Origin of the sequence: Cellulomonas composti, assembly GCF_007990245.1 — a bacterium.
Lineage (GTDB): Bacteria > Actinomycetota > Actinomycetes > Actinomycetales > Cellulomonadaceae > Cellulomonas > Cellulomonas composti.
Window position 1 is genome coordinate 70,937 of record NZ_BJWG01000003.1, and the last position, 20,927, is coordinate 91,863.

18 protein-coding genes are annotated in these 20,927 nt (G+C 73.8%); 6 read left to right on the forward strand and 12 right to left on the reverse strand.

All coding sequences use genetic code 11. The features are described from left to right. The first annotated feature begins 217 nt into the window (after positions 1-217). Genes CCO02nite_RS04540 through CCO02nite_RS04550 form a run of 3 tightly spaced genes read left to right on the forward strand, consistent with a single transcriptional unit; the run spans position 218 to position 4,799 of the window. Entirely contained in the window at positions 218-1,216 is a 999-nt protein-coding gene (locus CCO02nite_RS04540) for an AAA family ATPase (RefSeq protein WP_146841865.1), read from the forward strand. Continuing rightward, positions 1,216-2,466: a DUF58 domain-containing protein gene (locus tag CCO02nite_RS04545; protein ID WP_146841866.1), complete on the forward strand. Its 1,251-nt coding sequence runs from the start codon at positions 1,216-1,218 to the stop codon at positions 2,464-2,466. Before CCO02nite_RS04540 ends, CCO02nite_RS04545 begins: the two co-directional genes overlap by 1 nt. Continuing rightward, entirely contained in the window at positions 2,463-4,799 is a 2,337-nt protein-coding gene (locus CCO02nite_RS04550; RefSeq protein WP_146841867.1) for a transglutaminase TgpA family protein, read from the forward strand. Before CCO02nite_RS04545 ends, CCO02nite_RS04550 begins: the two co-directional genes overlap by 4 nt. 155 nt (positions 4,800-4,954) lie before the next feature. On the opposite strand, the gene CCO02nite_RS04555 is transcribed toward CCO02nite_RS04550, so the two are convergent. From CCO02nite_RS04555 to CCO02nite_RS04565, 3 genes are all read right to left on the reverse strand, one after another. Further along, positions 4,955-5,389: an SCO2097 family morphological protein gene (locus CCO02nite_RS04555; RefSeq protein ID WP_146841868.1), complete on the reverse strand. Its 435-nt coding sequence runs from the start codon at positions 5,387-5,389 to the stop codon at positions 4,955-4,957. Positions 5,390-5,495: 106 nt separating this feature from the next. Continuing rightward, entirely contained in the window at positions 5,496-6,749 is a 1,254-nt protein-coding gene (dinB, locus tag CCO02nite_RS04560; protein WP_281284565.1) for a DNA polymerase IV, read from the reverse strand. After that, a complete protein-coding gene (locus tag CCO02nite_RS04565) occupies positions 6,746-7,207 on the reverse strand; it encodes an SAV_6107 family HEPN domain-containing protein (RefSeq protein ID WP_246117348.1) in 462 nt (153 codons plus the stop codon). Before CCO02nite_RS04565 ends, dinB begins: the two co-directional genes overlap by 4 nt. 211 nt (positions 7,208-7,418) lie before the next feature. Here CCO02nite_RS04565 and CCO02nite_RS04570 point away from each other — a divergent pair, with 211 nt between their 5' ends. Continuing rightward, positions 7,419-8,234: a spermidine synthase gene (locus tag CCO02nite_RS04570; RefSeq protein WP_146841869.1), complete on the forward strand. Its 816-nt coding sequence runs from the start codon at positions 7,419-7,421 to the stop codon at positions 8,232-8,234. A 58-nt stretch (positions 8,235-8,292) separates the two neighbouring features. On the opposite strand, the gene CCO02nite_RS04575 is transcribed toward CCO02nite_RS04570, so the two are convergent. The 5 genes from CCO02nite_RS04575 to CCO02nite_RS04595 form a co-directional block, all read right to left on the reverse strand. Beyond that, positions 8,293-8,496, reverse strand: coding sequence for a cold-shock protein (locus CCO02nite_RS04575; protein ID WP_146841870.1), 204 nt, complete (start codon positions 8,494-8,496; stop codon positions 8,293-8,295). Positions 8,497-8,674: 178 nt separating this feature from the next. Beyond that, a complete protein-coding gene (locus CCO02nite_RS04580; RefSeq protein ID WP_146841871.1) occupies positions 8,675-9,607 on the reverse strand; it encodes a proteasome assembly chaperone family protein in 933 nt (310 codons plus the stop codon). A gap of 152 nt (positions 9,608-9,759) precedes the next feature. After that, entirely contained in the window at positions 9,760-10,200 is a 441-nt protein-coding gene (locus CCO02nite_RS04585) for a response regulator (RefSeq protein ID WP_146841872.1), read from the reverse strand. 37 nt (positions 10,201-10,237) lie between these two features. Beyond that, a complete protein-coding gene (locus CCO02nite_RS04590) occupies positions 10,238-11,806 on the reverse strand; it encodes a sensor histidine kinase (RefSeq protein WP_146841873.1) in 1,569 nt (522 codons plus the stop codon). Between the two features lie 7 nt (positions 11,807-11,813). Continuing rightward, entirely contained in the window at positions 11,814-13,022 is a 1,209-nt protein-coding gene (locus CCO02nite_RS04595; RefSeq protein WP_146841874.1) for a PP2C family protein-serine/threonine phosphatase, read from the reverse strand. A gap of 168 nt (positions 13,023-13,190) precedes the next feature. Here CCO02nite_RS04595 and CCO02nite_RS04600 point away from each other — a divergent pair, with 168 nt between their 5' ends. After that, positions 13,191-15,413 (forward strand): HelD family protein, encoded by a 2,223-nt coding sequence (locus tag CCO02nite_RS04600; protein WP_146841875.1) that lies wholly within the window; start codon positions 13,191-13,193, stop codon positions 15,411-15,413. A gap of 84 nt (positions 15,414-15,497) precedes the next feature. Continuing rightward, complete coding sequence (serA, locus tag CCO02nite_RS04605; protein WP_146841876.1) at positions 15,498-16,697, forward strand: phosphoglycerate dehydrogenase; 1,200 nt, start codon at positions 15,498-15,500, stop codon at positions 16,695-16,697. Positions 16,698-16,886: 189 nt separating this feature from the next. Here the strand turns inward: serA and CCO02nite_RS04610 are convergent, their stop codons facing one another. The 4 genes from CCO02nite_RS04610 to CCO02nite_RS04625 form a co-directional block, all read right to left on the reverse strand. Continuing rightward, complete coding sequence (locus CCO02nite_RS04610; RefSeq protein WP_146841877.1) at positions 16,887-17,075, reverse strand: DUF5302 domain-containing protein; 189 nt, start codon at positions 17,073-17,075, stop codon at positions 16,887-16,889. A 72-nt stretch (positions 17,076-17,147) separates the two neighbouring features. Then, positions 17,148-19,247, reverse strand: coding sequence for a S9 family peptidase (locus CCO02nite_RS04615; RefSeq protein WP_146841878.1), 2,100 nt, complete (start codon positions 19,245-19,247; stop codon positions 17,148-17,150). A gap of 27 nt (positions 19,248-19,274) precedes the next feature. Continuing rightward, the gene (gene nrdR, locus CCO02nite_RS04620) at positions 19,275-19,811 is read right to left on the reverse strand and encodes a transcriptional regulator NrdR (protein WP_246117349.1); all 537 of its coding nucleotides are present in this window, start codon (positions 19,809-19,811) and stop codon (positions 19,275-19,277) included. Between the two features lie 385 nt (positions 19,812-20,196). Then, positions 20,197-20,607: a LysM peptidoglycan-binding domain-containing protein gene (locus tag CCO02nite_RS04625; protein WP_146841879.1), complete on the reverse strand. Its 411-nt coding sequence runs from the start codon at positions 20,605-20,607 to the stop codon at positions 20,197-20,199. Between the last annotated feature and the right edge of the window lie 320 nt (positions 20,608-20,927).

Sequence of the window (20,927 nt, forward strand, 5' to 3'; positions counted from 1 at the left end):
TGGAGTGAAGTGGAGGGGTATCTCGGCCATCGCGCCGTGGCGTGTCCGGTCGCACCACCGCGCCGACGGCGCAGATCAGCAAATCCGCAGGTCAACGACGGTTGCACCGTCGTTCGAAGCAGGCGACGACCGTCCGGTGGAGTGAAGTGGAGGACCGAAGGGCACCCGCGAGCGCCCAGGGCACGTACGCTCGTCCCAGACCGCCAAAGGAGGCGCAATGCAGGCCGTACCCACGCCGCCCGAGCTCGACGACCTCGTCGCCACGACCGATCGCATGCAGGCGGCGATCGAACGCGTCGTGACCGGTCGGACCTCGCTCGTGCGCACCACGCTGGCCGTGCTGCTCGCCGAGGGCCACCTGCTGCTCGAGGACGTGCCCGGCGTCGGCAAGACGACGCTCGCCAAGTCGCTCGCCCGCACGATCGACTGTTCGGTGGGCCGGATCCAGTTCACGCCGGACCTGCTGCCGTCCGACCTCACGGGCGTCAACATCTTCCGTCCGCAGACCCACGAGTTCGAGTTCCGTCCCGGACCGGTGTTCGCGCACATCGTCATCGGCGACGAGATCAACCGCGCGTCGCCGAAGACGCAGTCCGCGCTGCTCGAGTGCATGCAGGAGGCTCAGGCCACCGTCGACGGCCGCACCTATGCGCTCCCGCGGCCGTTCCTCGTCGTCGCCACCCAGAACCCGGTCGAGATGGAGGGCACCTACCCGCTCCCCGAGGCGCAGCGCGACCGCTTCATGGCGCGGCTGACGGTCGGCTACCCCAGCATCGAGTCCGAGCTCGACATGCTCGACCTGCAGGAGTCGGCCGACCCGCTCGCGGTGCTGCACCCCGTCACCGACGCCGCCGGCGTGGCCCGGCTGATCGACATGACGCGTCGCCTGTACGCCTCGGCCGCCGTGAAGCGGTACGTGGTCGACCTGGTCACCGCGACGCGCGAGGACCAGGGCCTGCGGCTCGGCGCCTCGCCCCGCGCCGCGATCCAGCTCCTGCGGGCCGCCAAGGGCCTCGCCGCGATGACCGGGCGGGACCACGTCCTGCCCGACGACGTGCAGAGCCTCGCGGTCAGCGTGCTGGCGCACCGCCTGCTGCCGAGCACCGAGTCCCGACTGTCCGGGAGGTCGACCGACGCGATCGTCGCCGACATCGTGGCGCGCGTCGCCGTCCCTGCGCAGTCCGGCGTCGCGCGCGAGCGGCGCGCGTTCGGCTGATGCGTCTGCGGCCCACACCCCGCGGCTGGACTCTCGCCGCCATCGGCGCGTTCATCATGCTCGCGGGCATCGCCATGGGCTCGGTCGAGCTCGCGCGGATCGGCGCGGTCCCGGTGATCCTCGTCGCCGCCGCCGCCGCGTTCGTCGCGTGGCGCGACCCCGGCACCGGTCGGCGAGCCCTGGCGGTGCGCAGGGTGCTCACGCCCAACCCCGTGCACGCCGGTGAACGGCTCCAGGTCGAGGTCGAGATCCGGTCGACGGACCCGTCGTCGCGCGCGCGCCTCGCCGGGCTGCGGTTCGCCGAGCAGGCCGCGACCGAGCTGTCCGCCGGGCGCCCCCTGCGGGCGCGCGTGCAGCGTGCGCCCGGCGTCGTGACCGTGACCTACGGCGTCGATGCGGCACGCCGCGGGCGCTGGCCGCTCGGCCCGCTCGTCGTGACCCGGTCCGACGTGTTCGCCACGGTGGCGGCGACGACGACCTTGGGCGAGCAGGCCGAGGTCACCGTGTGGCCCACGGTCGTGGCGCTCCCCGCGCCGAACGACGTGCTCGTCGGCGAGCCCGACCGCGTCGCCCTCGGCGCACGCTCGCCGTCGACCGACGACTCCTCGTTGCGCGACTACCGCGAGGGCGACGACCTGCGGCGCGTGCACTGGCGCAGCAGCGCGCGCCGCGGCGAGCTGCTCGTGCGCTCCGACGAGCGGGCCGGCATGCGTCCCGTCTCCGTGCTCGTCGACCTGCCGCCGCGGCCCACGCACCTCGAGTGGTCGATCTCGCTCGTCGCGTCGGTCGCGCTCGCCATGCTGGACGCGGGTCACCCCGTCCGGCTGCTCGACGGTGTCGGCGCCCACCTGCGGCCCGTCGGCGTCCCGTACCTGCACACGCGCCACGACGGTGCTCGCGCGGCACTGCTCGACGCGACCGTCGACCTCGAGTCGCCGCGCGGCAGCACCGAGGCGCTCGCGCGGGTCGTCGCCGCGACCCACCTTCTCGAGCACGCCGAGGCCGGCGGCGAGATCGTCATCGGCGTCCTCGGCCCGCTCGGTCCCGGCGCGCGCGCCGCGTTGACGCACGTCGCCGAGGCGGCCCAGGGTTGGGCCATGGTGCGCAGCGACCCGGCCCACCCGAGCGAGGAGCGCGACGCCGAGCACACCGTGCGCGCACTGCGCCGGGCCGGGTGGCGCGCGTGCACCGTGACCCCGGGCGAACCGCTCGTCGACTGCTGGCTGCGTCTGCTGGGGACGGCACGATGACGCCGACCTCGACACCGCCCAGGGGCCTGCGCGCGACGCTCGCGACCGCACTGTGCGCGCTGGCCACGATCACGAGCCTGCACGCCGTCACCAACCTGTTCTCACCTGAGCCGTGGCGTGCGCCGATCGTGCTGCAGGTCCTGTTCGTCGCCGCGGTCGTCGCCGGTGCACGCGCACTCACCGCGTCCGCCTGGGTGCCGTCCGTCGTCGGCGTCGTCGTCGCGTACTTCGTCGTGATCCTGCGTTACGGCGCACCGCCCGGTCGCGCACAGCTCGTGCCCGACCTCGACGCGTGGCGCCGCCTGGTGGCGCTGTGGGGCGACGGCCTGCACCTGATCGACACCGAACGTGTCCCGGTCGACGTCTCGCGGCCGCTCGAGCTCGTGCTCGCCGTGGGCGCACTGCTGGTGTTCCTGGCGGCGGACGCGCTGGCCGTCGCGCTCGGGATGACCGCGTGGGCCGGCCTGCCGTTGGCGGCCATGTGGCTCCCGACGATCACGCTCGGCTACCCCGCCCGCTGGTCAGCGCTGTTCGGGACCGCGTTGTGCTACCTGCTGCTCCTCGCGCTGAGCGTCGCACCACGCGGCACGCGGGACGAGAACAGCTACCGGGCCCGGATCGCGGCCGGCGCAGCGGTCGGCGTCGTCACCGCCGCGCTCGTCCTCGGACCGGTCCTCGCGTCGCTACCCGGCTGGTCGTCGTGGGGGCTGCCGCGGTTCGGTTCCGGTGCCGCCGGGCCGGTCACGCTCAGCACCGACCTCGACCTGCGCGACAACCTGGGGTCCCGCTCGGGTCAGGTGGTCCTGACGTACGTCGTCACGACGCTCAGCGCCGTCGGGGTGCCCGCGGACGCCACCACAGGCCGCATCGAGGTCGGCCTCGAGACGCCGGGTCCGAGCGACGGCGCGACCGGCGCCGTCGTCGTCGAGCCCACGCCGTCGGCCTCCCCCACCGCCGCGACCGCGCGCGTGACCGCAGGCACGCTCGGGCCCCTGCGTGCCTTCACGCTCACGAGCTTCGACGGCCGCGAGTGGAACGCCGACGAGGGTGCGAGCGGCGAGCCGCACGGGTTCACGCCGCAGGAGCTCCTCTCGCCCGACCCCACACGCTTCGGCGGCGTGCCCAGTGCGGCGTACGGCTCGCTCGCGCAGGTCGACGTCGAGATCGGCGTGCTGCAGGACGACCACCTGCCGATCCCGATCTTCGCGCGGTCGGTCGACGTCGACGGCAACTGGTGGTTCGACGCGCTCCGCGATCAGGTGCAGGGCTCCGCCCCGACCTCGCACGGGATGCGCGTCACGTACGTCGCCGAGATCCCCGAGCTCACCGCCGACGAGCTGCGCGCCGCATCGACCGGCACGCCCGACGACCCCGCCGCGCTCGAGGTGCCGGCGACCTCGCACGCCGACGACATCCGCGCCCGTGCTCTCGAGGTCACCGCGGGCGCCTCGTCGCCGTACGAGCAGGCCATGGCGCTGCAGACCTACCTGCGCTCGACGGCGAACTTCACGTACGACACCCGACTCGAGCCGGCCCGCACGGACGACGCGGTGTGGGACTTCCTCGAGTCCCGCACCGGCTACTGCGTGCAGTTCGCGACCGCGATGACGATGATGGCGCGCACGCTCGGTATCCCCGCGCGGGTCGGGGTCGGCTTCCTGCCCGGCAAGAACGAGGACGGCACCTACGTCGTCACGGGTCGCCAGTCGCACGCGTGGCCCGAGCTGAACTTCGAGGGCTACGGCTGGGTGCGGTTCGAGCCGACTCCCGCCGTGCAGTCCGGCCTGCCGCCCGAGTGGAGCAACCCGCTCGCGGGTGCCGGCAACTCCGGGCCCACGGAGCCCGCGCTGCCCACCGCGAACGCCGGGTCCGGTTCGACGAGTGCGCCGCAGTCTCCGGGCGGCAGCACGGCCACCACCTCGGGGGCGGCCTGGCTACCCATCGCGCTCACCGTGCTCCTGGTGCTCGGGATCGGCGCGCTGGCGGTCTGGCTCCTGGCCCGCCGCCGCACCCGTGCGGTCGCCGAGCGCACGCCGGAGCAGGCATGGGTCCGACTCCGTCGGCGGCTCGCGCGTTCGGGGGTCGGCTGGTCCGATGCGACGACGCCTCGCGCGGTCGTCGGCGCCGTGCAGGAGAAGGTCCAGCGCGACGGGCGGGCGGCGCTCGCGCCGGCGGCGGTCGACGCCCTCGCCGGTCTGGCGCGCGACGTCGAGCGCGAGCGTTACGCGCCTACGCCGCCCGAGCCGGTGCCGGGAGCGCTCGACCGGGCCGTCGACGTCGTCGCCGAGGGTGTCGAGTCGGCGATGCGCCGGTCGAGGTTCCGCCGCCGCTGACCGCGCCGGTCGGCCGGCCGAGCGCGCCGTTCGACCGGCCGAGCGTTGCTGCAGACCGGCCGAGCGCGCCGTTCGACCGACTGAGCGCGCCTATCGACCGGCCGAGCGTTGCTGCAGACCGGCCGGGTCACTACCGCCGAAGAGGAGCGGTTCGCTCAGCGGCCGTCTTCGCGGCGGTGGTCCCACCGCTCCTCGAGCCGGTCCATGAAGCCCGGCTTGTGCGCCTTGGGCTGCTTGCCGGAGCGCGGCGCCCGGGCACCCTTCGCGCTCGCTCCCGGGCCGGCGGGACGCACCGTGCCGTCCTCTTCGACGACACCCTGGGGTCCCTCGTGGCTGTGCGGGTTGGCGAACGCGAAAGCGACTGCCGCGAACATCACGACGAAGCCGATCACACCGAGGACGGGCATGCTCTCGGCGGTCCCGAACACGAGCATCAGCAGGCCGACCACCGCACCGAGACCGGCGGCGACGTAGCGACCGACAGACCGCCGTCCGCGGTGCTTGAGCGTGTTCGCGAGCCGAGGGTCGTCAGAGGAGAGCTGTCGCTCCATCTGCTCGAGGACGCGCTGCTCGTACTCGGAGAGTGGCATCCCGACCCCCATGGTCATGTGTGGTGCACCTGTCTGCCCCCAAGGATAGATCCGCCACCTGAATGGTGGAAGTCGAGCCACCCTCCCGTCACTCTTCGGGGGTGGGTCAGCCCACCGCTCCCGTCCGGATGGCGAGGCTCCCGAACCGTTCGCGCACCAGATCCATCGCCAGCTCGGCATCCCGCCGGGACACGGCACCACCGGACCGCTCGGCGTCACCCAGCGCCGCCTCCTCGAGTGTCGGCTGCCGGATCGCGCGCGCGATCGGGCTGAGCCCTTCGACGCGGACGCCGACGAGCCGCACCGGGAGTCCACCGAGGTCCGCTCCCGCCAGCAGGTCCCGGGCGGTCAGGTAGATCTCGCGCCCGACATCCGTCGACGTCGTCAGCGTGCGCGAGCGCGTGAGCGTCCGGAAGTCGGACGTCCGGACCTTCACGCTCACGGTGCGGCCGACCAGGCCACGCGCCCGCAGCCGGGTGGCGCACCGGTCCGCGAGCTCCAGGGCCTTCGCCTGGACCACCGAGAGATCGGCCTGGTCCACCGCGAAGGTCTCCTCGGCACCGATCGAGCGCTCCTCCCGGCCGGGCTGCACCGGACGAGGGTCCCGACCCCAGGCGAGGTCGAACAGGTGCGCGCCGGCAACCTTGCCGACGGCCCGCTGGACCGTTCCCACGTCGGAGGCCGCCAGCTCCGCGACCGTCGTGATGCCCCAGCGCCCGAGCGCCGCCTGCGTGCGCTCCCCGACCCCCCACAACGCGCCGACCGGCAGCGAGTGCAGCAGCTCGAGCGTCGCGGCCCGCGGAACCAGCAGCACACCGTCCGGCTTGGCGAGACCGGAGGCGAGCTTGGCGACGAACTTCGTCGACGCGATCCCGACCGAGCACGTGATGCCGAAGCGGTCGTGCACCCTCCGGCGGATCTGCTCGGCGATGAACGTCGGCGGCCCGATCCGCCGCCGCGCGCCCGCCACGTCGAGGAAGGCCTCGTCGACGCTCACCTGCTCGACCAGAGCCGTGACGTCCCCGAGGACCTCCATCACGCCGACCGAGACCTCGTGGTACGCACGGTGGTCCGGCGGCACGACGATCGCCTGCGGACACGAGCGCAGCGCGCTCGCCATCGGCATCGCGGAGTGCACGCCGAACGCCCGCGCCTCGTACGTCGCCGCGAGGACGACGCCGCGACCGCCGTCGAAGCCGACGATCACCGGACGCCCACGCAGCTGCGGTCGCCGCGCGAGCTCGACCGACGCGAAGAACGCGTCCATGTCGACGTGGAGCACCGAGCAGTCGGCGTCGTCACCGCCCCAGTCCCGCGCCGCGGCTGCTCGGCCGGCGGCGCCGATGGGACCGCGGCTCACGAGGCACGCTCCATGGCCTCCGCGCCGGCCACGACGGCACGCGCGGCGTCCACGAGGTCCTCGGCGGCCTCGAGCGTGCGTTCGGCACGGACGGCGTCGACCTGGTCGAACCGGCCGGCGTCGACCGCCGAGCGCAGCGCGGCCCCGTCGGCGAAGTAGCGCGCGGCGTCCGCGAGCTCGGGCGCGACGACCTCGAGCATCCCCCAGGCCGTCCTCGGCGCCCCGCGACCGGCCGGTGTCCCGCGCGCGGCGACCACGGCGGCGGCCGCGCGCAGACCCGCGAGGTGCGCGTGCCCGAACTGCTCCCACGGTTCGGCGGAGAACTGCGCCGCGACCAGCTCGGCGTCGGCACGCGTCAGCAGCTGCTCCGCACGGGGGGAACCGCCTCCGCGACGCGGACGTCCGGGCGCTGCGGCCGGTCGCCTCGCGCTCGTCGTCGTCACTGCTCGCACCGTCACCACCTCCACCCTCAGTATCGAACAGGCGTTCGATCTCGTCAACCCGTCCGCCGGGCGAGCCGCGCGCACCGTGGCCTACCGTGTGCGCGTGCCCTCCCGACGCACAGGCTCTCAGCGACCACCCACACGGCCGACGCCCGGGTCGCGCACGCGCGGCGGCGGGCGTGCGGCGGCCGGTCCTCGCGACCGGTCGGCCTGGCCCGAGGGCGCCGTGCAGATCCCCACCGGAACCGTCGAGCTGGTCCCCGACCCGGACGATCCCGACGGCGTGACCGTGCTGGTCAACGGCGTGCCGAGCTCCTACCTGGACCTGGCCGACGCGCGCGTCCTCGCGTTCGAGTACATGCAGCAGATGGCGGCGTTCGTCGAGCGGCTGCGCCCCGGGAGCCCGCTCGACGTCGTGCACCTCGGGGCCGCGGGCTGCGCGTTCGCACGCGCGCTCGACGCGCACCGGCCCGGGTCGCGCCAGCTCGCGATCGAGCTCGACCCGACGCTCGCGACGCTCGTACGCGACTGGTTCGGGCTACCGCGTTCACCCGCGCTGCGGATCCGGGCGGGCGACGCGCGCGAACAGCTCGCCGCGCTCCAGGCGGGCAGCGCCGACGTCGTCGTGCGTGACGTGTTCGCGGGCGACCGCACACCCGCGCACGTCACGACGCGCGAGATGGCCGAGGAGGTCGCCCGCGTGCTGCGACCTGGCGGGCTCTACCTGGTGAACTGCGCCGACCGGCCCCCGCTGACGCTCGCGCGCAGCGAGGCCGCGACGCTGTCGGCGGTGTTCGACGACGTCGCGATCGTCGCCGAACCCGCGCTGCTGCGCGGCCGGGGGCACGGCAACGTCGTGCTCGCCGCGAGCGACGACCCGGACCTGCTCGCCGGCGATGCGCTCGCGCGCGACATGCGCAGCCTGCCGGCACCGGCGCGGCTGCTGCACGCGGACGAGCTGCGCACCCTCGTCGGGACCGCGCCCGTCCTGCGCGACCCGGAACGCGAGCACCCCGAGCACGCCGACAGGGCCACCCCGTGAACGGGACGGCCCTGTCGGTGATCGGTCGACCTACGGCCGGGCGAACCCGGCCCGCGGCTCAGAGCGGACGCACCTGCTCGGCCTGCGGGCCCTTGTCGCCCTGCGTGATCTCGAACTCCACGCGCTGACCCTCGTCGAGCGTGCGGTAGCCCTGGGAATCGATCGCGGAGTAGTGGACGAAGACGTCGGCGCCGCCGCCGTCCTGGGCGATGAACCCGTAGCCCTTCTCCGAGTTGAACCACTTGACAGCACCCTGTGCCATGCCTGACATCCCTCGTTCTCCGGCGGGCAGCGCCCACCGTCCGGTGACCGGCGGCGGACCTGCTCCACCGCGGTCCCGGAATCGTCGCACCGGGAGTGTGGCGTACGGCACGTTTTCGATCAGGCTCCGGCCACGCCTTCACAACGATTGGGTAACGCGCCCGACGAGGGCGACGTCCTCACTCGTCGTCGTCGGCGTGCTGCGCAAGGAACCGCTCGAACTGCGCGCCGAGCTCGTCGGCGGTCGGCAGGTCGGCGGACTGCGCGAGCAACGTCGTGCGCCCCGTGGCGCGCGCGAACGCGTCGTACTGCTCCTCGAGCGCCCCGACGAGCGTGCGCACGTCGTCGGACTCCGCGACCTGCCGCTCGATCTCGAGCGTCGCGTCGGTCGCGGCCGCGTCCAGCGCGCCGACGCGCAGGTCGAGGCCCGTCGCACGCTCGACGGCTCGCAGCCCCGCGATCGTCGCCTGCGGGTACTGCGACTGCGCGAGGTAGTGCGGCACGTGCACCGCGAAGCCCATCGCATCACGCCCCTGCTCCCCCAGACGAAGCTCGAGCAGCGCGCTCGCACTCGCCGGGACCTGCACGCGGCCGAACCAGGCGGGCTGGTCGGCGACCAGCTCGGGGCGTGTGCCGTGCGCGGTGACCGACACGGGCCGCGTGTGCGGCAGGCCCATCGGGATGCCGTGCAGACCGACGGTCAGCCGCACGTCGAACCGCTCCACGAGACCGCGGACCGCCGCGACGTATCGCTCCCACTGCACGTCGGGCTCACTGCCGTGCAGCAGCAGGAACGGCTCGCCGCCGTCGTCGTGCACGAGGTCCACCGCGAGGTGCGGTTCGGCGTAGTCGACCCAGGTGGACGCGTCGAACGTCATGGTCGGACGACGCGAGCGGTAGTCGACGAGCTGGTCCGCGTCGAACGTGACCAGGCGACGCACCGGCATCGACTCGATGAGGTGATCGACCGCGAGCTGACCCGCCGAGCCCGCGTCCATGAATCCGCGGACGGCGTGCAGCAGGACCGGGCCGGCCCCGGCCTCCTCGGTCCGCGCGGTCACCTGCGCCGCGACCGTCGGGTCGACGTCGTAGAGGTCCTGGGGGTCGAGCATGCGCGATGAGCTCCTTCGTCGTTCGGCAGCCGTCTCGCACCGTGCAACACCGAGCGGCCCGACGCTCTTCCCCGCCCCGGTCCCCGCCGCGGTCCCCCGCCTCAGTCCCCGCCCCCGCCTCGGTCCCGGTCCCCGTCGCCGACCGGGCAGCCCTAGTGGGACGGCAGCCGGACGACCTCGACGAAGAACTCGTCGATCTGGCGCACCACCCGGATGAACGCGTCGAAGTCGACCGGCTTGGTGACGTAGGCGTTGGCGTGCAGCGAATAGCTGCGCACGACGTCCTCCTCCGCCTCGGAGGTCGTCAGCACGACGACGGGGATGGTGCGCAGCAGCTCGTCGGCCTTGAGCTCCTGCAGCACCTCGCGACCGTCCATGCGCGGCAGGTTGAGGTCGAGCAGGATCAGGTCGGGCGTCGTCGCGTCCGCGTGCTCGCCCTCCTTGCGCAGGTAGGCCAGTGCGCTGACGCCGTCGGAGACGACCGTGAGGCGGTTGTGCACCTTGTTGTACTCGAACGCCTCCTGCGTCATGAGGACGTCGCCGGGGTCGTCCTCCACGAGCAGGACGTCGATGGTCTTGCGGTCGTTCGGCACCGTCGGTGCTCCTTCCCGAGGCTCACGCCACCGTTCGTCAGGATGGTAGGTCGGCGGGCAGCGTCCAGCAGAGGCACGTGCCGATGCCGTCGTCGGGCTGCTCGATCCAGATGCGGCCCCCGTGGAACTCGACGATCTTCTTGCACAGTGCGAGCCCGATGCCGGTGCCCTCGTAGACGTCCTTCGCGTGCAGCCGCTGGAAGATGACGAACACGCGCTCGGCGTAGCGCGCGTCGATCCCGATCCCGTTGTCCCGGCACGTGAAGGTCCACTCGTCGCCGGTCCGCCTCGCGGAGACGTGCACGACCGGGGCGCGATCGTCGGAGCGGAACTTCAGCGCGTTCCCGATCAGGTTGGCGAGCAGCTGCACGACGAGGGGCTCCTCGGCGCGCACGCGGGGCAGCACGTCGGCGGACACCACGGCACCCGACTCCGCGACGCGCTCCGAGAGCTGGTCGACCGCGGCGGCGAACGCACGGTCGAGGTCGACCGTCGTGACCTCGCCGCCGACGCGGCCGACCCGGGAGAATCCCAGCAAGTCCGCGATGAGCTGCTGCATCCGTCTGGCGCCGTCGACCGCGAAGTCGATGTACTGGTCCGCGCGCTCGTCGAGCTGACCGCCGTACCGCTTGCGCAGGAGCTGCGTGAAGCTCGCCACCTTGCGCAGCGGCTCCTGCAGGTCGTGCGACGCGACGTACGCGAACTGCTCGAGATCGCGGTTCGAGCGACGCAGCTCCTCGGCCTGCTCGAGCAGCGCCGAGTGCGCGCCCTCGACCTCGGCGCGCGCGGCCTCGACCGCCTGCACCTGCTCGACGAGCGTCGTGCGCATCAGCTCGATGTCGCGCCCCAGGTCGGCGATCTCGCTCGGTCCGACGGCCTCGACCGGGTGGGTGAGGTCCCCGGACGCGACCGCGCGCGAGTCGGCGCCTAGCCGACCGATCGGGTCGACGACCCAGCGCCGCAGCGCGACAGCCACCGACCCGGCCAAGACGATCACGACGAGACCGAGCAGTGCGACCAGCGCGGTCGCCTCCCGGGTGAGCACGGCGAGCTCGTCCGCCGTCGCGTCACGCACCTGCCCCAGCTCCGCGATGAAGGCCTCCACGTCTGCCCGCACGCCGTCGAAGAGCGCCTGGCCCTGCGCGATCTGATCCGGTGTCAACGACCCCGTGCCCTGCTCCTGGACCTGCGCGACGAGCGGCGTCGCGTAGTCGTCGAACCACGCCTGCGCGGAGGCCGTCGCGGTCGCCGCGGTCGTCGTCAGGTCGGGCTCGTCGACGACGTCCGCCAGGTCGGCCGCGATGTCGTCGAACGGCACACCCGCCGCGAGCGCCGCCTCGTACGGGGCGAGGGTCTGCGGGTCGCCGGTGAGGGCGTAGCCGCGGACCGCGGTCTCGGCGTCGACGAGCGAGAGGTAGCCGACGTTGGCCGCCCGTGTGGCGTCGAACAGGTCCTGCGTGACGAGCTCCTGACGCTCGACGAGCCGCGAGAACACGATGCCGGCGACGAGCAGGACGACGCCGAGCGTCACGCCCACCGCGCCCAGCAGCAGGAACAGACGTCGCCGCAGCGATCCGGCCGGGCCCCAGCCGAGCCGCCCGCTCACGTCCGCCTCACCGACGGCTCCCGACGAGCACGAGCGCCGCGTCGTCGACGAGGTCGCCGCCGTGCAGGCGCCGCACGTCCTCGATCACCCGCTCGACGAGCCCGTCGGCGCCGCCCGCGTCCCACGCGGCGTCGACCACCGCGCGCAGCCCCGCCTTCTCGAGGCGGCCGCCCGCCTCGACCGTCGCCTCGAGCAGGCCGTCCGTGTACATCAGCAGGTGCCACCGCTCGGCCAGCTCGAGGCGCAGGGGGTGCCACCCTCCCGTGACGGGGATACCGAGCGCACGGCCGCGCAGGTGGGTCGGCGCGGTCACCGCGGGCGGTCCGACGACGAACGGCACGGGATGCCCCGCGAGATACAGGTCGACGCTGCGCCGGTCCGGTGCGATCTCGAGCATCGCGGCGGTGGTGAAGATCTCCGACCGTGGCCGTTCGCTGACCAGGACCCGCTCGACGAGCTCGAACAGGTCCGCGGTCGCGACGCCGGCCAGCAGGAGCGTGCGCCACGCCGTGCGCAGCGTCGCCCCCAGCGCCGCCTCGTCGGGACCGTGTCCGCACACGTCGCCCACCAGCGCGAGGACGGTGCCGTCGGGACGTTCCACCACGTCGTAGAAGTCGCCGCCGAGCACGCCGGCCCGACCCGCGCGGTACCCCACCTGGACCTCGAGCGCGTCGTCGCGCACCGCGGGCCGCGGCAGCAGGGCGCGCTCGAACCTGTTGGCCTCCTGCGCCTGCACGACCGAGCGGAACAGCGCGCGGTCGGTCTCCTCGAGCCGACGACGCTGCACGGCGTAGCGCACCGCACGCGCGAGCCGCGCGCCGTCGACGTCGTCCTTGACGAGGTAGTCCTGTGCGCCGGCCGCGACCGCCGCGAGCCCGTCCCCGCTCGCGAGCCCCGTCAGCACGACGACCGCGGGCGCGCCCGCCGCGAGCAGCAGCTCGAGGGCCGGCAGGCCCTGCGCATCGGGCAGGCCGAGGTCGAGCAGCACGCAGTCGACGTCGAGCTGTTCGACCGCCTCGTCGAGCGTGCGCGCGAACGTGAGCGTGACGTCGATGTCGGCGTCGTCGAGGTGCTCGGAGACCAGCAGGGCGTCGCCCGGGTCGTCCTCGACGACGAGCAGGCGGATCGGACCGTCGATGTCGGCACCGCTCGCGTCGCGCGCCGTCGTCCGCCGCTGCTGCGTTCCGGCGGCCTCCACGGTCAACGGGTCGGTCACCGGGACTCCTGTCTGCTCCGCCCCTGCCGGACTACGCGCAGACTACGACGTCAGCGGCCTGCGCACGCGCCGGACGGCGGCGACGACGACCGCAGCCGACGGGTAGAGTGGACGGCCGCCGTGCCGGGCCGTCCCGGCAGGTTCACCGACGGACGGGAGAGGCGCGGCGTGGCAGGCATCGACTCCGAGCTCGCGGCCGAGCAGGCGGCCGTCGACGTCGCCTACGGCCGCCTCGACGAGCTGCGCGCGAGCACGCGCGCCCGCCTCGCGGAGGTCCGTCGCTCACGCTCCGGCGGCACGCCGCAGAACCGCAGCGAGCGCGACGCGTTCGCGACGCTGTACGAGGACCGTGCGGCCCGGCTCGAGCAGGTCGAGGAGCGTCTCGTGTTCGGCCGCCTCGACCTCGACGACGACGGTCGGCGCTACATCGGCCGGATCGGGCTCACGGACGACGGCCAGACTCCCCTGCTGACCGACTGGCGGGCGCCCGCCGCGCAGGCGTTCTACCGCGCGACGGCGGCCCACCCGGACGGCGTGCGCCGGCGCCGGCACATCGTGCTGCGCGGCCGTGCCGTGACCGGACTCGAGGACGAGGTGCTCGACCTGGACCTCCTCGAGGGCGACCCCGACGAGCTGAGCGGCCTGTCCGGCGAGGGCGCGCTGCTCGCCGGTCTGCGCGCGGGCCGCACCGGGCGGATGGGTGACATCGTCGCGACGATCCAGGCGGAGCAGGATGCGATCATCCGCTCCGGGCTCGAGGGCGCGCTCGTCGTGCAGGGTGGTCCCGGCACGGGCAAGACCGCGGTCGCGCTGCACCGCGCGGCCTACCTGCTGTACGCGCACCGCCGCCTCCTGGAGCGTTCGGGCGTCCTGCTCGTCGGACCCAGCTCCACGTTCCTGCGCTACATCGACCAGGTCCTGCCGTCGCTCGGCGAGACGGGGGTCGTGACGACGACGGTCGCCGACCTCGTGCCGGGTGTGGTGGCCGACGGGACCGAGCCCGACGCCGTCGCCGAGATCAAGGGGCGCGGGGTGATGGCCGCCGTCATCGGACGCGCCGTGCGCGACAGGCAGCGCATCCCGGCCGAGCCGGTCGAGCTGCGCGTCGACGGTCGTCGGATCGTGATCCGGCCCGACGACGTCGCCCAGGCGATCGCGCGCGCCCGCCGCCTGCACCGTCCGCACAACCAGGCGCGCGTGACGTTCGTGCGCGACATGCTCTCGAGGCTCGCCGGGCAGTACGTCGCGCAGCTCGGGTTCGACGTGCCGTCCGACGAGCGCAGCGAGATCGTCGAGGAGCTGCGCACCACGCGCGAGGTCCGGATCGCGCTCAACCTCGCGTGGATGCCGCTCACGCCGCAGGGCCTGCTGCGCGACCTGTACGCCAAGCCGTACCGCCTCGCGTCGGCCGCACCGCAGCTCTCCGAGCGGGACCGCGCGCTGCTGGTGCGCGCGCCGGACGCGCCGTTCACGCCCGCAGACGTGCCGCTGCTCGACGAGGCCGCCGAGCTGCTCGGCGAGGACGACCAGGCCGCCCGCGCGCAGGAGCGCGTCGCCGCCAAGGCGCGCGAGCGCGAGGTCGCCTACGCACGCCAGGTGCTCGCGTCGACCGGCGGCGACGCGCTGGTCTCGGCCGAGCTGCTCGCAGACCGGTTCGCCGCGGGTGGATCCTCGCTCACCGCGGCCGAACGGGCCGCCGCCGACCGGACCTGGACCTACGGGCACGTCGTCGTCGACGAGGCCCAGGAGCTGTCCGCGATGGCCTGGCGTGCGCTGCTGCGCCGCGTCCCGACGAGGTCGCTCACGATCGTCGGTGACGTCGCGCAGACCTCGACGCGGGCCGGGGCGCGCTCGTGGGCCGGGATGCTCGACCCGGTGCTGCGAGGGTCGTGGCGGCTCGCCGAGCTCACGGTGAACTACCGCACGCCGCGCGCGGTCGCGGACGTCGCGGGCCGGGTCGCGGCCGCGGCCGGGCTGCCGACCTCGCCGCTCGTCTCGGCGCGTGAGGTGCCCGACGCGCTCGTCGTCGAACGGGTCGAGGCGCAGCGTGTCGCGGCGCGCGCGATCGAGGTCGCGCGCGAGGCGGTCGTCCGGGTGCGCGACGAGGAGGGCGCGGGCCGCGTCGCGGTCGTGGCCGACGACGACGCGCTCGAAGCCCTGCGCCAGGCGGCTGCCGACGCGGACGTCACGTTCGGGCGCGGGCTCGACGACCCGCTCGTCCTGCTCGGCGCGCGGGCCACGAAGGGGCTCGAGTTCGACGTCGTCGTGCTCGTCGAACCCGCGCAGGTGCTGGCCAGGGCGGCGGGCGACCTGTACGTCGCGGCGACGCGGCCCACGCGCGCCCTGCACGTCGTGCATGCCCGCGACCTGCCCCCGGGGTTCGAGGCCTGATCCGTCCTCGGTACCCGGCCGCGGGAGCTGTCCGCAGGACGGACGTCCGTGGTCCCGGGACTCGGACAGGCGCACCATGTGCCCGTGCCCAAGGCCCTGCTGCTCGAGAACCTCCATCCCCAGGCCCGCGCGATCCTCGAGACCGCCGGGTTCGACGTGACGACCCGTACCGGTGCACTCGACGAGCCCGAGCTCGTCGAGGCGCTCGAGGGCGTCCACCTGCTCGGTATCCGGTCCAAGACCCACGTCACGGCCCAGGTGCTCGCCGCCGCGCCCGACCTGGTGACCGTCGGCGCGTTCTGCATCGGCACCAACCAGATCGACCTGCGCGCCGCGGCCTCGCACGGCATCGCGACGTTCAACGCGCCGTTCTCGAACACCCGCTCGGTGGTCGAGATCGCGATCGCCGACATCATCGCGCTCACGCGTCGCCTCACCGTCTTCGACAAGGAGATGCACCAGGGCACGTGGAACAAGTCCGCGACCGGCGCGCACGAGGTGCGCGGTCGCACGCTCGGCATCATCGGCTACGGCAACATCGGCACCCAGCTCTCGGTGCTCGCCGAGAACCTCGGCATGTCCGTGATCTTCTACGACGCCGCGGAGAAGCTCGCGCTCGGAAACGCGCGGCGCGCCGCCTCGCTCGACGAGCTGCTGGCCGGCTCCGACATCGTCACGCTGCACGTCGACGGCCGCCCCGGCAACGCCGGCTTCTTCGGCGCGGCGCAGATCGCCCGCATGCGGCCCGGCGCCCTGCTGCTCAACCTGTCCCGCGGGTTCGTCGTCGACCCCGCGGCGGTGCGGGACGCGATCGTCTCCGGCCACCTGTCCGGTGCCGCGATCGACGTCTTCCCGACCGAGCCCAAGCGCAAGGGCGACCCGTTCGTCTCCGAGCTGCAGGGCCTGCCCAACGTCATCCTCACGCCGCACACCGGCGGGTCGACCGAGGAGGCGCAGGAGGCCATCGGGCAGTTCGTCGCCAACAAGCTCCGCGACTACCTCGCGACCGGCTCGACGACGCTGTCGGTGAACCTGCCGAACGTCGCCCTCGACCAGCCGCCCGGCGTGCACCGGCTCGCCTACCTGCACCACAACGTCCCCGGGGTCCTCGCGGCCGTGAACGCGATGCTCGCCGAGCACGGCGTCAACATCGAGGGTCAGCTCCTCGCGACGCGTGGCGAGATCGGCTACGTGGTCACGGACGCCGGCTCCCCCGTCAACGACGAGCTGGTCACCGCTCTGCGCGCCCAGCCCGAGGCGATCCGGCTGCGCCTGCTGTCCTGACCGACCCGGCCCGATCTGGTAGGCGGCTACCGTTCGACCGATACCCGGTCACGCTCGACCTGACGATCCCGGCGGAACCCGCGCCCACGCCCGTCCCGCACACCGTGACCATCACGTTCCTGCAGGGCGCGGGGCTCGCGAACGTGACCCGTCCGCTCCGGCGCGGTCAGGAGGTCAGAGACGGTCGGGTCAGGAGGAGCCGGACTTGCGCTGGAACCGGCGCTGCGACGGTCCGGCGGTCTCCGAACCGTGCACCTGGCCGGTGTTGGACTTCGAGTCGGCCGTGCGATGCCCCGCGGACTTCTTGCGCTCGAGCGCCTCGCGGAACTTCGCCTTCGCGTCCTCGTCGACCGTGGGCTTGCTCTCGTCCTGCGCCATCGCCAGGTCCTCCTCGTCGTTGCGTACCCCCACCCTGTCCGACGAGCGCGCCCGGCGCCAACCCGATACCGGTCAGGTTCCCGTCGGCAGGTGGGTGCCCCACCACCGCAGCACGTGCTCGAAGCGCTGCAGCCGGTGCAGGGGACGGCCCGAACGCGTGAGCTCGTGCCCCTCGCCCGGGAAGAGCAGCAGCTCGGCGGGCACCCCGCGACGACGCAGCTCGACGAACCACCGCTGCCCCTGCTCGACCGGGCAGCGCCAGTCCTGCTCGGAGTGGATGACGAGCGTCGGCGTGCGCACGCTGCCCACGTGCGCCATCGGCGACTGCGCGGCGACCCGCGCCGCGCCCGCCTCGTCGGCACCGTCCCCGAGGTACTCCAGCCCGAAGAACCACCCGATATCGCTGGACCCGACGAAGCTGACCGGGTCGAGGAAGCCCCGTTCGACCACCGCGGCCGCGAACCGGTCCGTCCGGGTGGTCAACCAGGCCGTGAGGTAGCCGCCGTACGACCCGCCCATCACCCCGACGCGGGCGGGGTCGAGCGAAGGGTCGCCGAGCGCCTCGTCGAGCAGCGCGAGCACGTCGTCGGCGTCGACCGTCCCGAACGCCCCACGGATCGCCGCGCCGTGCGCATGCCCGCGGCCCGAGCTGCCGCGCGGGTTGCCGTGCACCACCGCGTAGCCCGCCGCGGCGAGCACCTGCACCTCGTCGAACAGCGCGTGCGTGTACTGCCCGAACGGCCCGCCGTGGATCATGAGGATCGTCGGGTACGGGCCGTCGCCGTGCACACCCGCGTCCGGCAGCGTCAGCCAGCCCTCGACCCGGTACCCGTCGGGTGCGTGCGCGACAAGCGGCGCAGGCAGCCGGAGACGGCCGGTCGCCCGCAGCGGGGCGGACAGGTCGGTCACACGCCGTGGCGCCCTCGCCCCGACGCTCCCGGAGGTGGGGTCGAGCACCACGAGGTCGCCCGACGAGTCCGCCCGGGCGACCGCCGCGACCACCCGGCCTCCCCCCGCGTCCGCACCGAGGACCACGCTGTCGCCGTCGACGAGGTCGACGAGACCGTCCGGCCCGAGCCTGGACAGGTGCACGGCTCCGGAGCGCTGCGGCGCCACGACCGGGGCCCCGTCGACCTCGAGCAGCACGCCCGGGTCCAGGTCCACCGACTCCGCGTCCGTGAGCCGGGTCGCCGGGCCGAGCGGCCGACCCGCCGCGTCGACGCGCACCTCCCACAGGCCTGTCGTCGCCGCCACGAAGTCCCGCCCCGAGGGCCCCACGTCGCTTGCCAGCAACCAGACGCGCGTACCGTCCTCGGCGACGCGGACCGCCTCGATGCTGAGCGTGGACCCCGCGTCGGCGTCCGTGACAGGCAGCAGCCCGCCTGCTTCGACCCCGCCCGCCTGGGCCGAGCCCCCGTCGACGCCTGTGACTCCTCCTTGCGCGCTCGCTCCTTCGCCGACCGGGACGACCACGACGTCGTTGCGCAGGTCCCGCTCGCGATCGGTGTGTCGCGCCGCGATCGCGACGAGTGCGTCGCCGGTCGGGAGCCAGGCGAACGCGGACACGTCCAGGCCGGCCGGACTCACCGCGACCGCCGTTCGCGTCGGCGCCGTGTCCGGGACGGTGGCGAGGATCGGGGCCGGGTCCTGCGCGTCGGCATCGGGCAGGTCGACGACATGGACGCGCCGGGGCCGGTCGCGCGTGAAGCCGACCCCGTCGCCGCGGTACTGCAGCTCGGTGATCAGCCGCGGCGGTTCCGCGGCGGGGTCGCCGCCGGGCAGGTAGCGGCCCGCCTCGGCCTCCCGCGCGAGGAACGCGACCCGGCGACCGTCGGGCGAGACCGCCGGCGCCGAAGCTCCCAGCGGCGCGTCGCTCAGGACCAGGGGCTCGCCGCCGCACGGCTCGACCGCGTGCACCTGCGCCCGCCCGCCCCGCTCGGCGCGACAGAACACGACCCATCGCCCGTCGGGCGAGACGGCCGGTGCGGTGTCCCGGTGCCCGCGCGTCAGCGGACGGACCGGGCCGTCGTCGAGCGGTACCCGCCAGAGTCGGCCGACGTACTCGTCGCAGTCGCGGTCGGGTCGCAGCACCGACACGATCGCGGCGGAGCCGTCGGGCAGGACCGCGGGACGGCCGGGGGTCTGGAGCAGGAAGACGTCGTCGGGGTGCACCCGACGATCTCACCCGAGTCGGTGGCGTCAGGCAACCGAGACCGGCGTCGAGCCCTCGCTCTCGTCAGGTCCGCCCGCGGCCGAACCCTCGGGCACGACGTCGCCGGAGTCGCGCCCTTCGCGCTCCGCGCGCAGCACCGTGATCGCCGCCTCGAAGTCCTCGAGCGACTCGAAGGCCTGATAGACGCTCGCGAACCGCAGGTACGCGACCTCGTCGAGCTCGCGCAACGGGCCGAGGATCGCCAGGCCGATCTCGTACGCGTCGATCTCGGCCGAACCCGATGCGCGCAGCGTCTCCTCGACCTTCTGGGCGAGCAGTGCCAGATCGTCCTCGCTGACCGGCCGCCCCTGGCAGGCCTTGCGCACGCCGCCGGCGATCTTCTCCCGGCTGAACGGTTCGGTCGCACCGGAGCGCTTCACCACCGACAGGCTCGTCGTCTCGACCGTGGTGAACCGCCGGTGGCAGGACGGGCACTGACGACGCCGGCGGATCGAGGCACCGTCGTCCGAGGTGCGAGAGTCGACCACCCTCGAGTCGGGGTGACGACAGAACGGGCAGTGCACGGGTCCTCCGGTCGGCCACAGGGGCACCTCGACCGCCCGGGAACTCCGCGCGGCTCCCCGCGACCGTAGGGGCCCGGACGACCGCTTCGCAAGGACCCCTCACGAGGGGGTTGCACAACCGCGGGCCGTTCACTAGGTTAGCCTTACCTCACAGAGCGGGCTGGGGGGCTCAGCAGTGAGGCGCGGGGGGCTGACGTGTCAGTCACGTCGCCGGGGTTGTCATGATCCCGCACACCCGCAGCACCCGCGTGACCGAGGCGAGTCGGGCACGCGCAGGGACGGGGCGTCCCGGGTGGGGGCGGTCGCATCGAGCGGCCGCCCCCACCACCGTCTGGCGTGCTTCCTCGGCTCAGGCGCCTTCCTCAGCTCAGGCGCCTTCCTCGGCTCAGGCGCCCGGGACCTTCAGCGTCTCGCCCGCCATGACCTGCGGGCCCGAGAGCCCGTTGAGCCGCACGAGCGCGTCCACGGCGTCCTGCGTGCTCTCCCCGTCGGCGCGCACGCCCGCGGCGATCTGCCACAGAGTCTCGCCGGGCGCGACGACGTGCTCGACGTACCCGGAGCCGACGGCCTCGTCCGCGGCGGCGCGGGTCCCGAGCACGAACGCGCCGGCCAGCAGCGCGAGCGCGAGCAGCGCCACGACGACGCGCCCGCGCCACGTCAGGTGCATCGGGCCGCCGGAGCCCACGCGCGGCTCACCGGGCACGACGTCGACCCGCGGCCGCGTCGACGCGCGCCGCGCCTCCACCCGCGCACCACGCAGGACCTGCCCCGTGGGAGCCATCGTCATCGCGCTCATCGTCGTCTCCTGTCTCCGGTCCCGAGCCGAGCTCGGAACCAACCGTCCGCCGTTCGTCGCACTGCTGTACGTCGTACTGCCGCTCGCCACTTCGCTGTTCGTCGCAGACCACCAGTCGAACGCGCGTATGTCATACACCTGTTCGTCATACGTCTGTACGATGTCTACCAGACGGGTCCGACACGCGTCCAGACACACCTCGAACAGATGTTTGAGTTCGTGCCGACGGCTGCGTAGGCTCACCGTCGAGGCACAAGCGCACCACCGACCACTGACACGGCCGCCGCCGGCGGCCCGCGGAGGTCGTGGAGCGGCAGGCA

Excerpts from the sequence above, each read along its gene's own strand:
- CCO02nite_RS04540 (WP_146841865.1), top strand. The coding sequence starts at position 218 with ATGCAGGCCGTACCCACGCCGCCCGAGCTCGACGACCTCGTCGCCACG.
- CCO02nite_RS04545 (WP_146841866.1), top strand. The coding sequence starts at position 1,216 with ATGCGTCTGCGGCCCACACCCCGCGGCTGGACTCTCGCCGCCATCGGC.
- CCO02nite_RS04550 (WP_146841867.1), top strand. The coding sequence starts at position 2,463 with ATGACGCCGACCTCGACACCGCCCAGGGGCCTGCGCGCGACGCTCGCG.
- CCO02nite_RS04555 (WP_146841868.1), bottom strand. The coding sequence starts at position 5,389 with ATGCCACTCTCCGAGTACGAGCAGCGCGTCCTCGAGCAGATGGAGCGA.
- CCO02nite_RS04575 (WP_146841870.1), bottom strand. The coding sequence starts at position 8,496 with ATGGCACAGGGTGCTGTCAAGTGGTTCAACTCGGAGAAGGGCTACGGG.
- CCO02nite_RS04580 (WP_146841871.1), bottom strand. The coding sequence starts at position 9,607 with ATGCTCGACCCCCAGGACCTCTACGACGTCGACCCGACGGTCGCGGCG.
- CCO02nite_RS04610 (WP_146841877.1), bottom strand. The coding sequence starts at position 17,075 with ATGGCGCAGGACGAGAGCAAGCCCACGGTCGACGAGGACGCGAAGGCG.
- CCO02nite_RS04625 (WP_146841879.1), bottom strand. The coding sequence starts at position 20,607 with ATGAGCGCGATGACGATGGCTCCCACGGGGCAGGTCCTGCGTGGTGCG.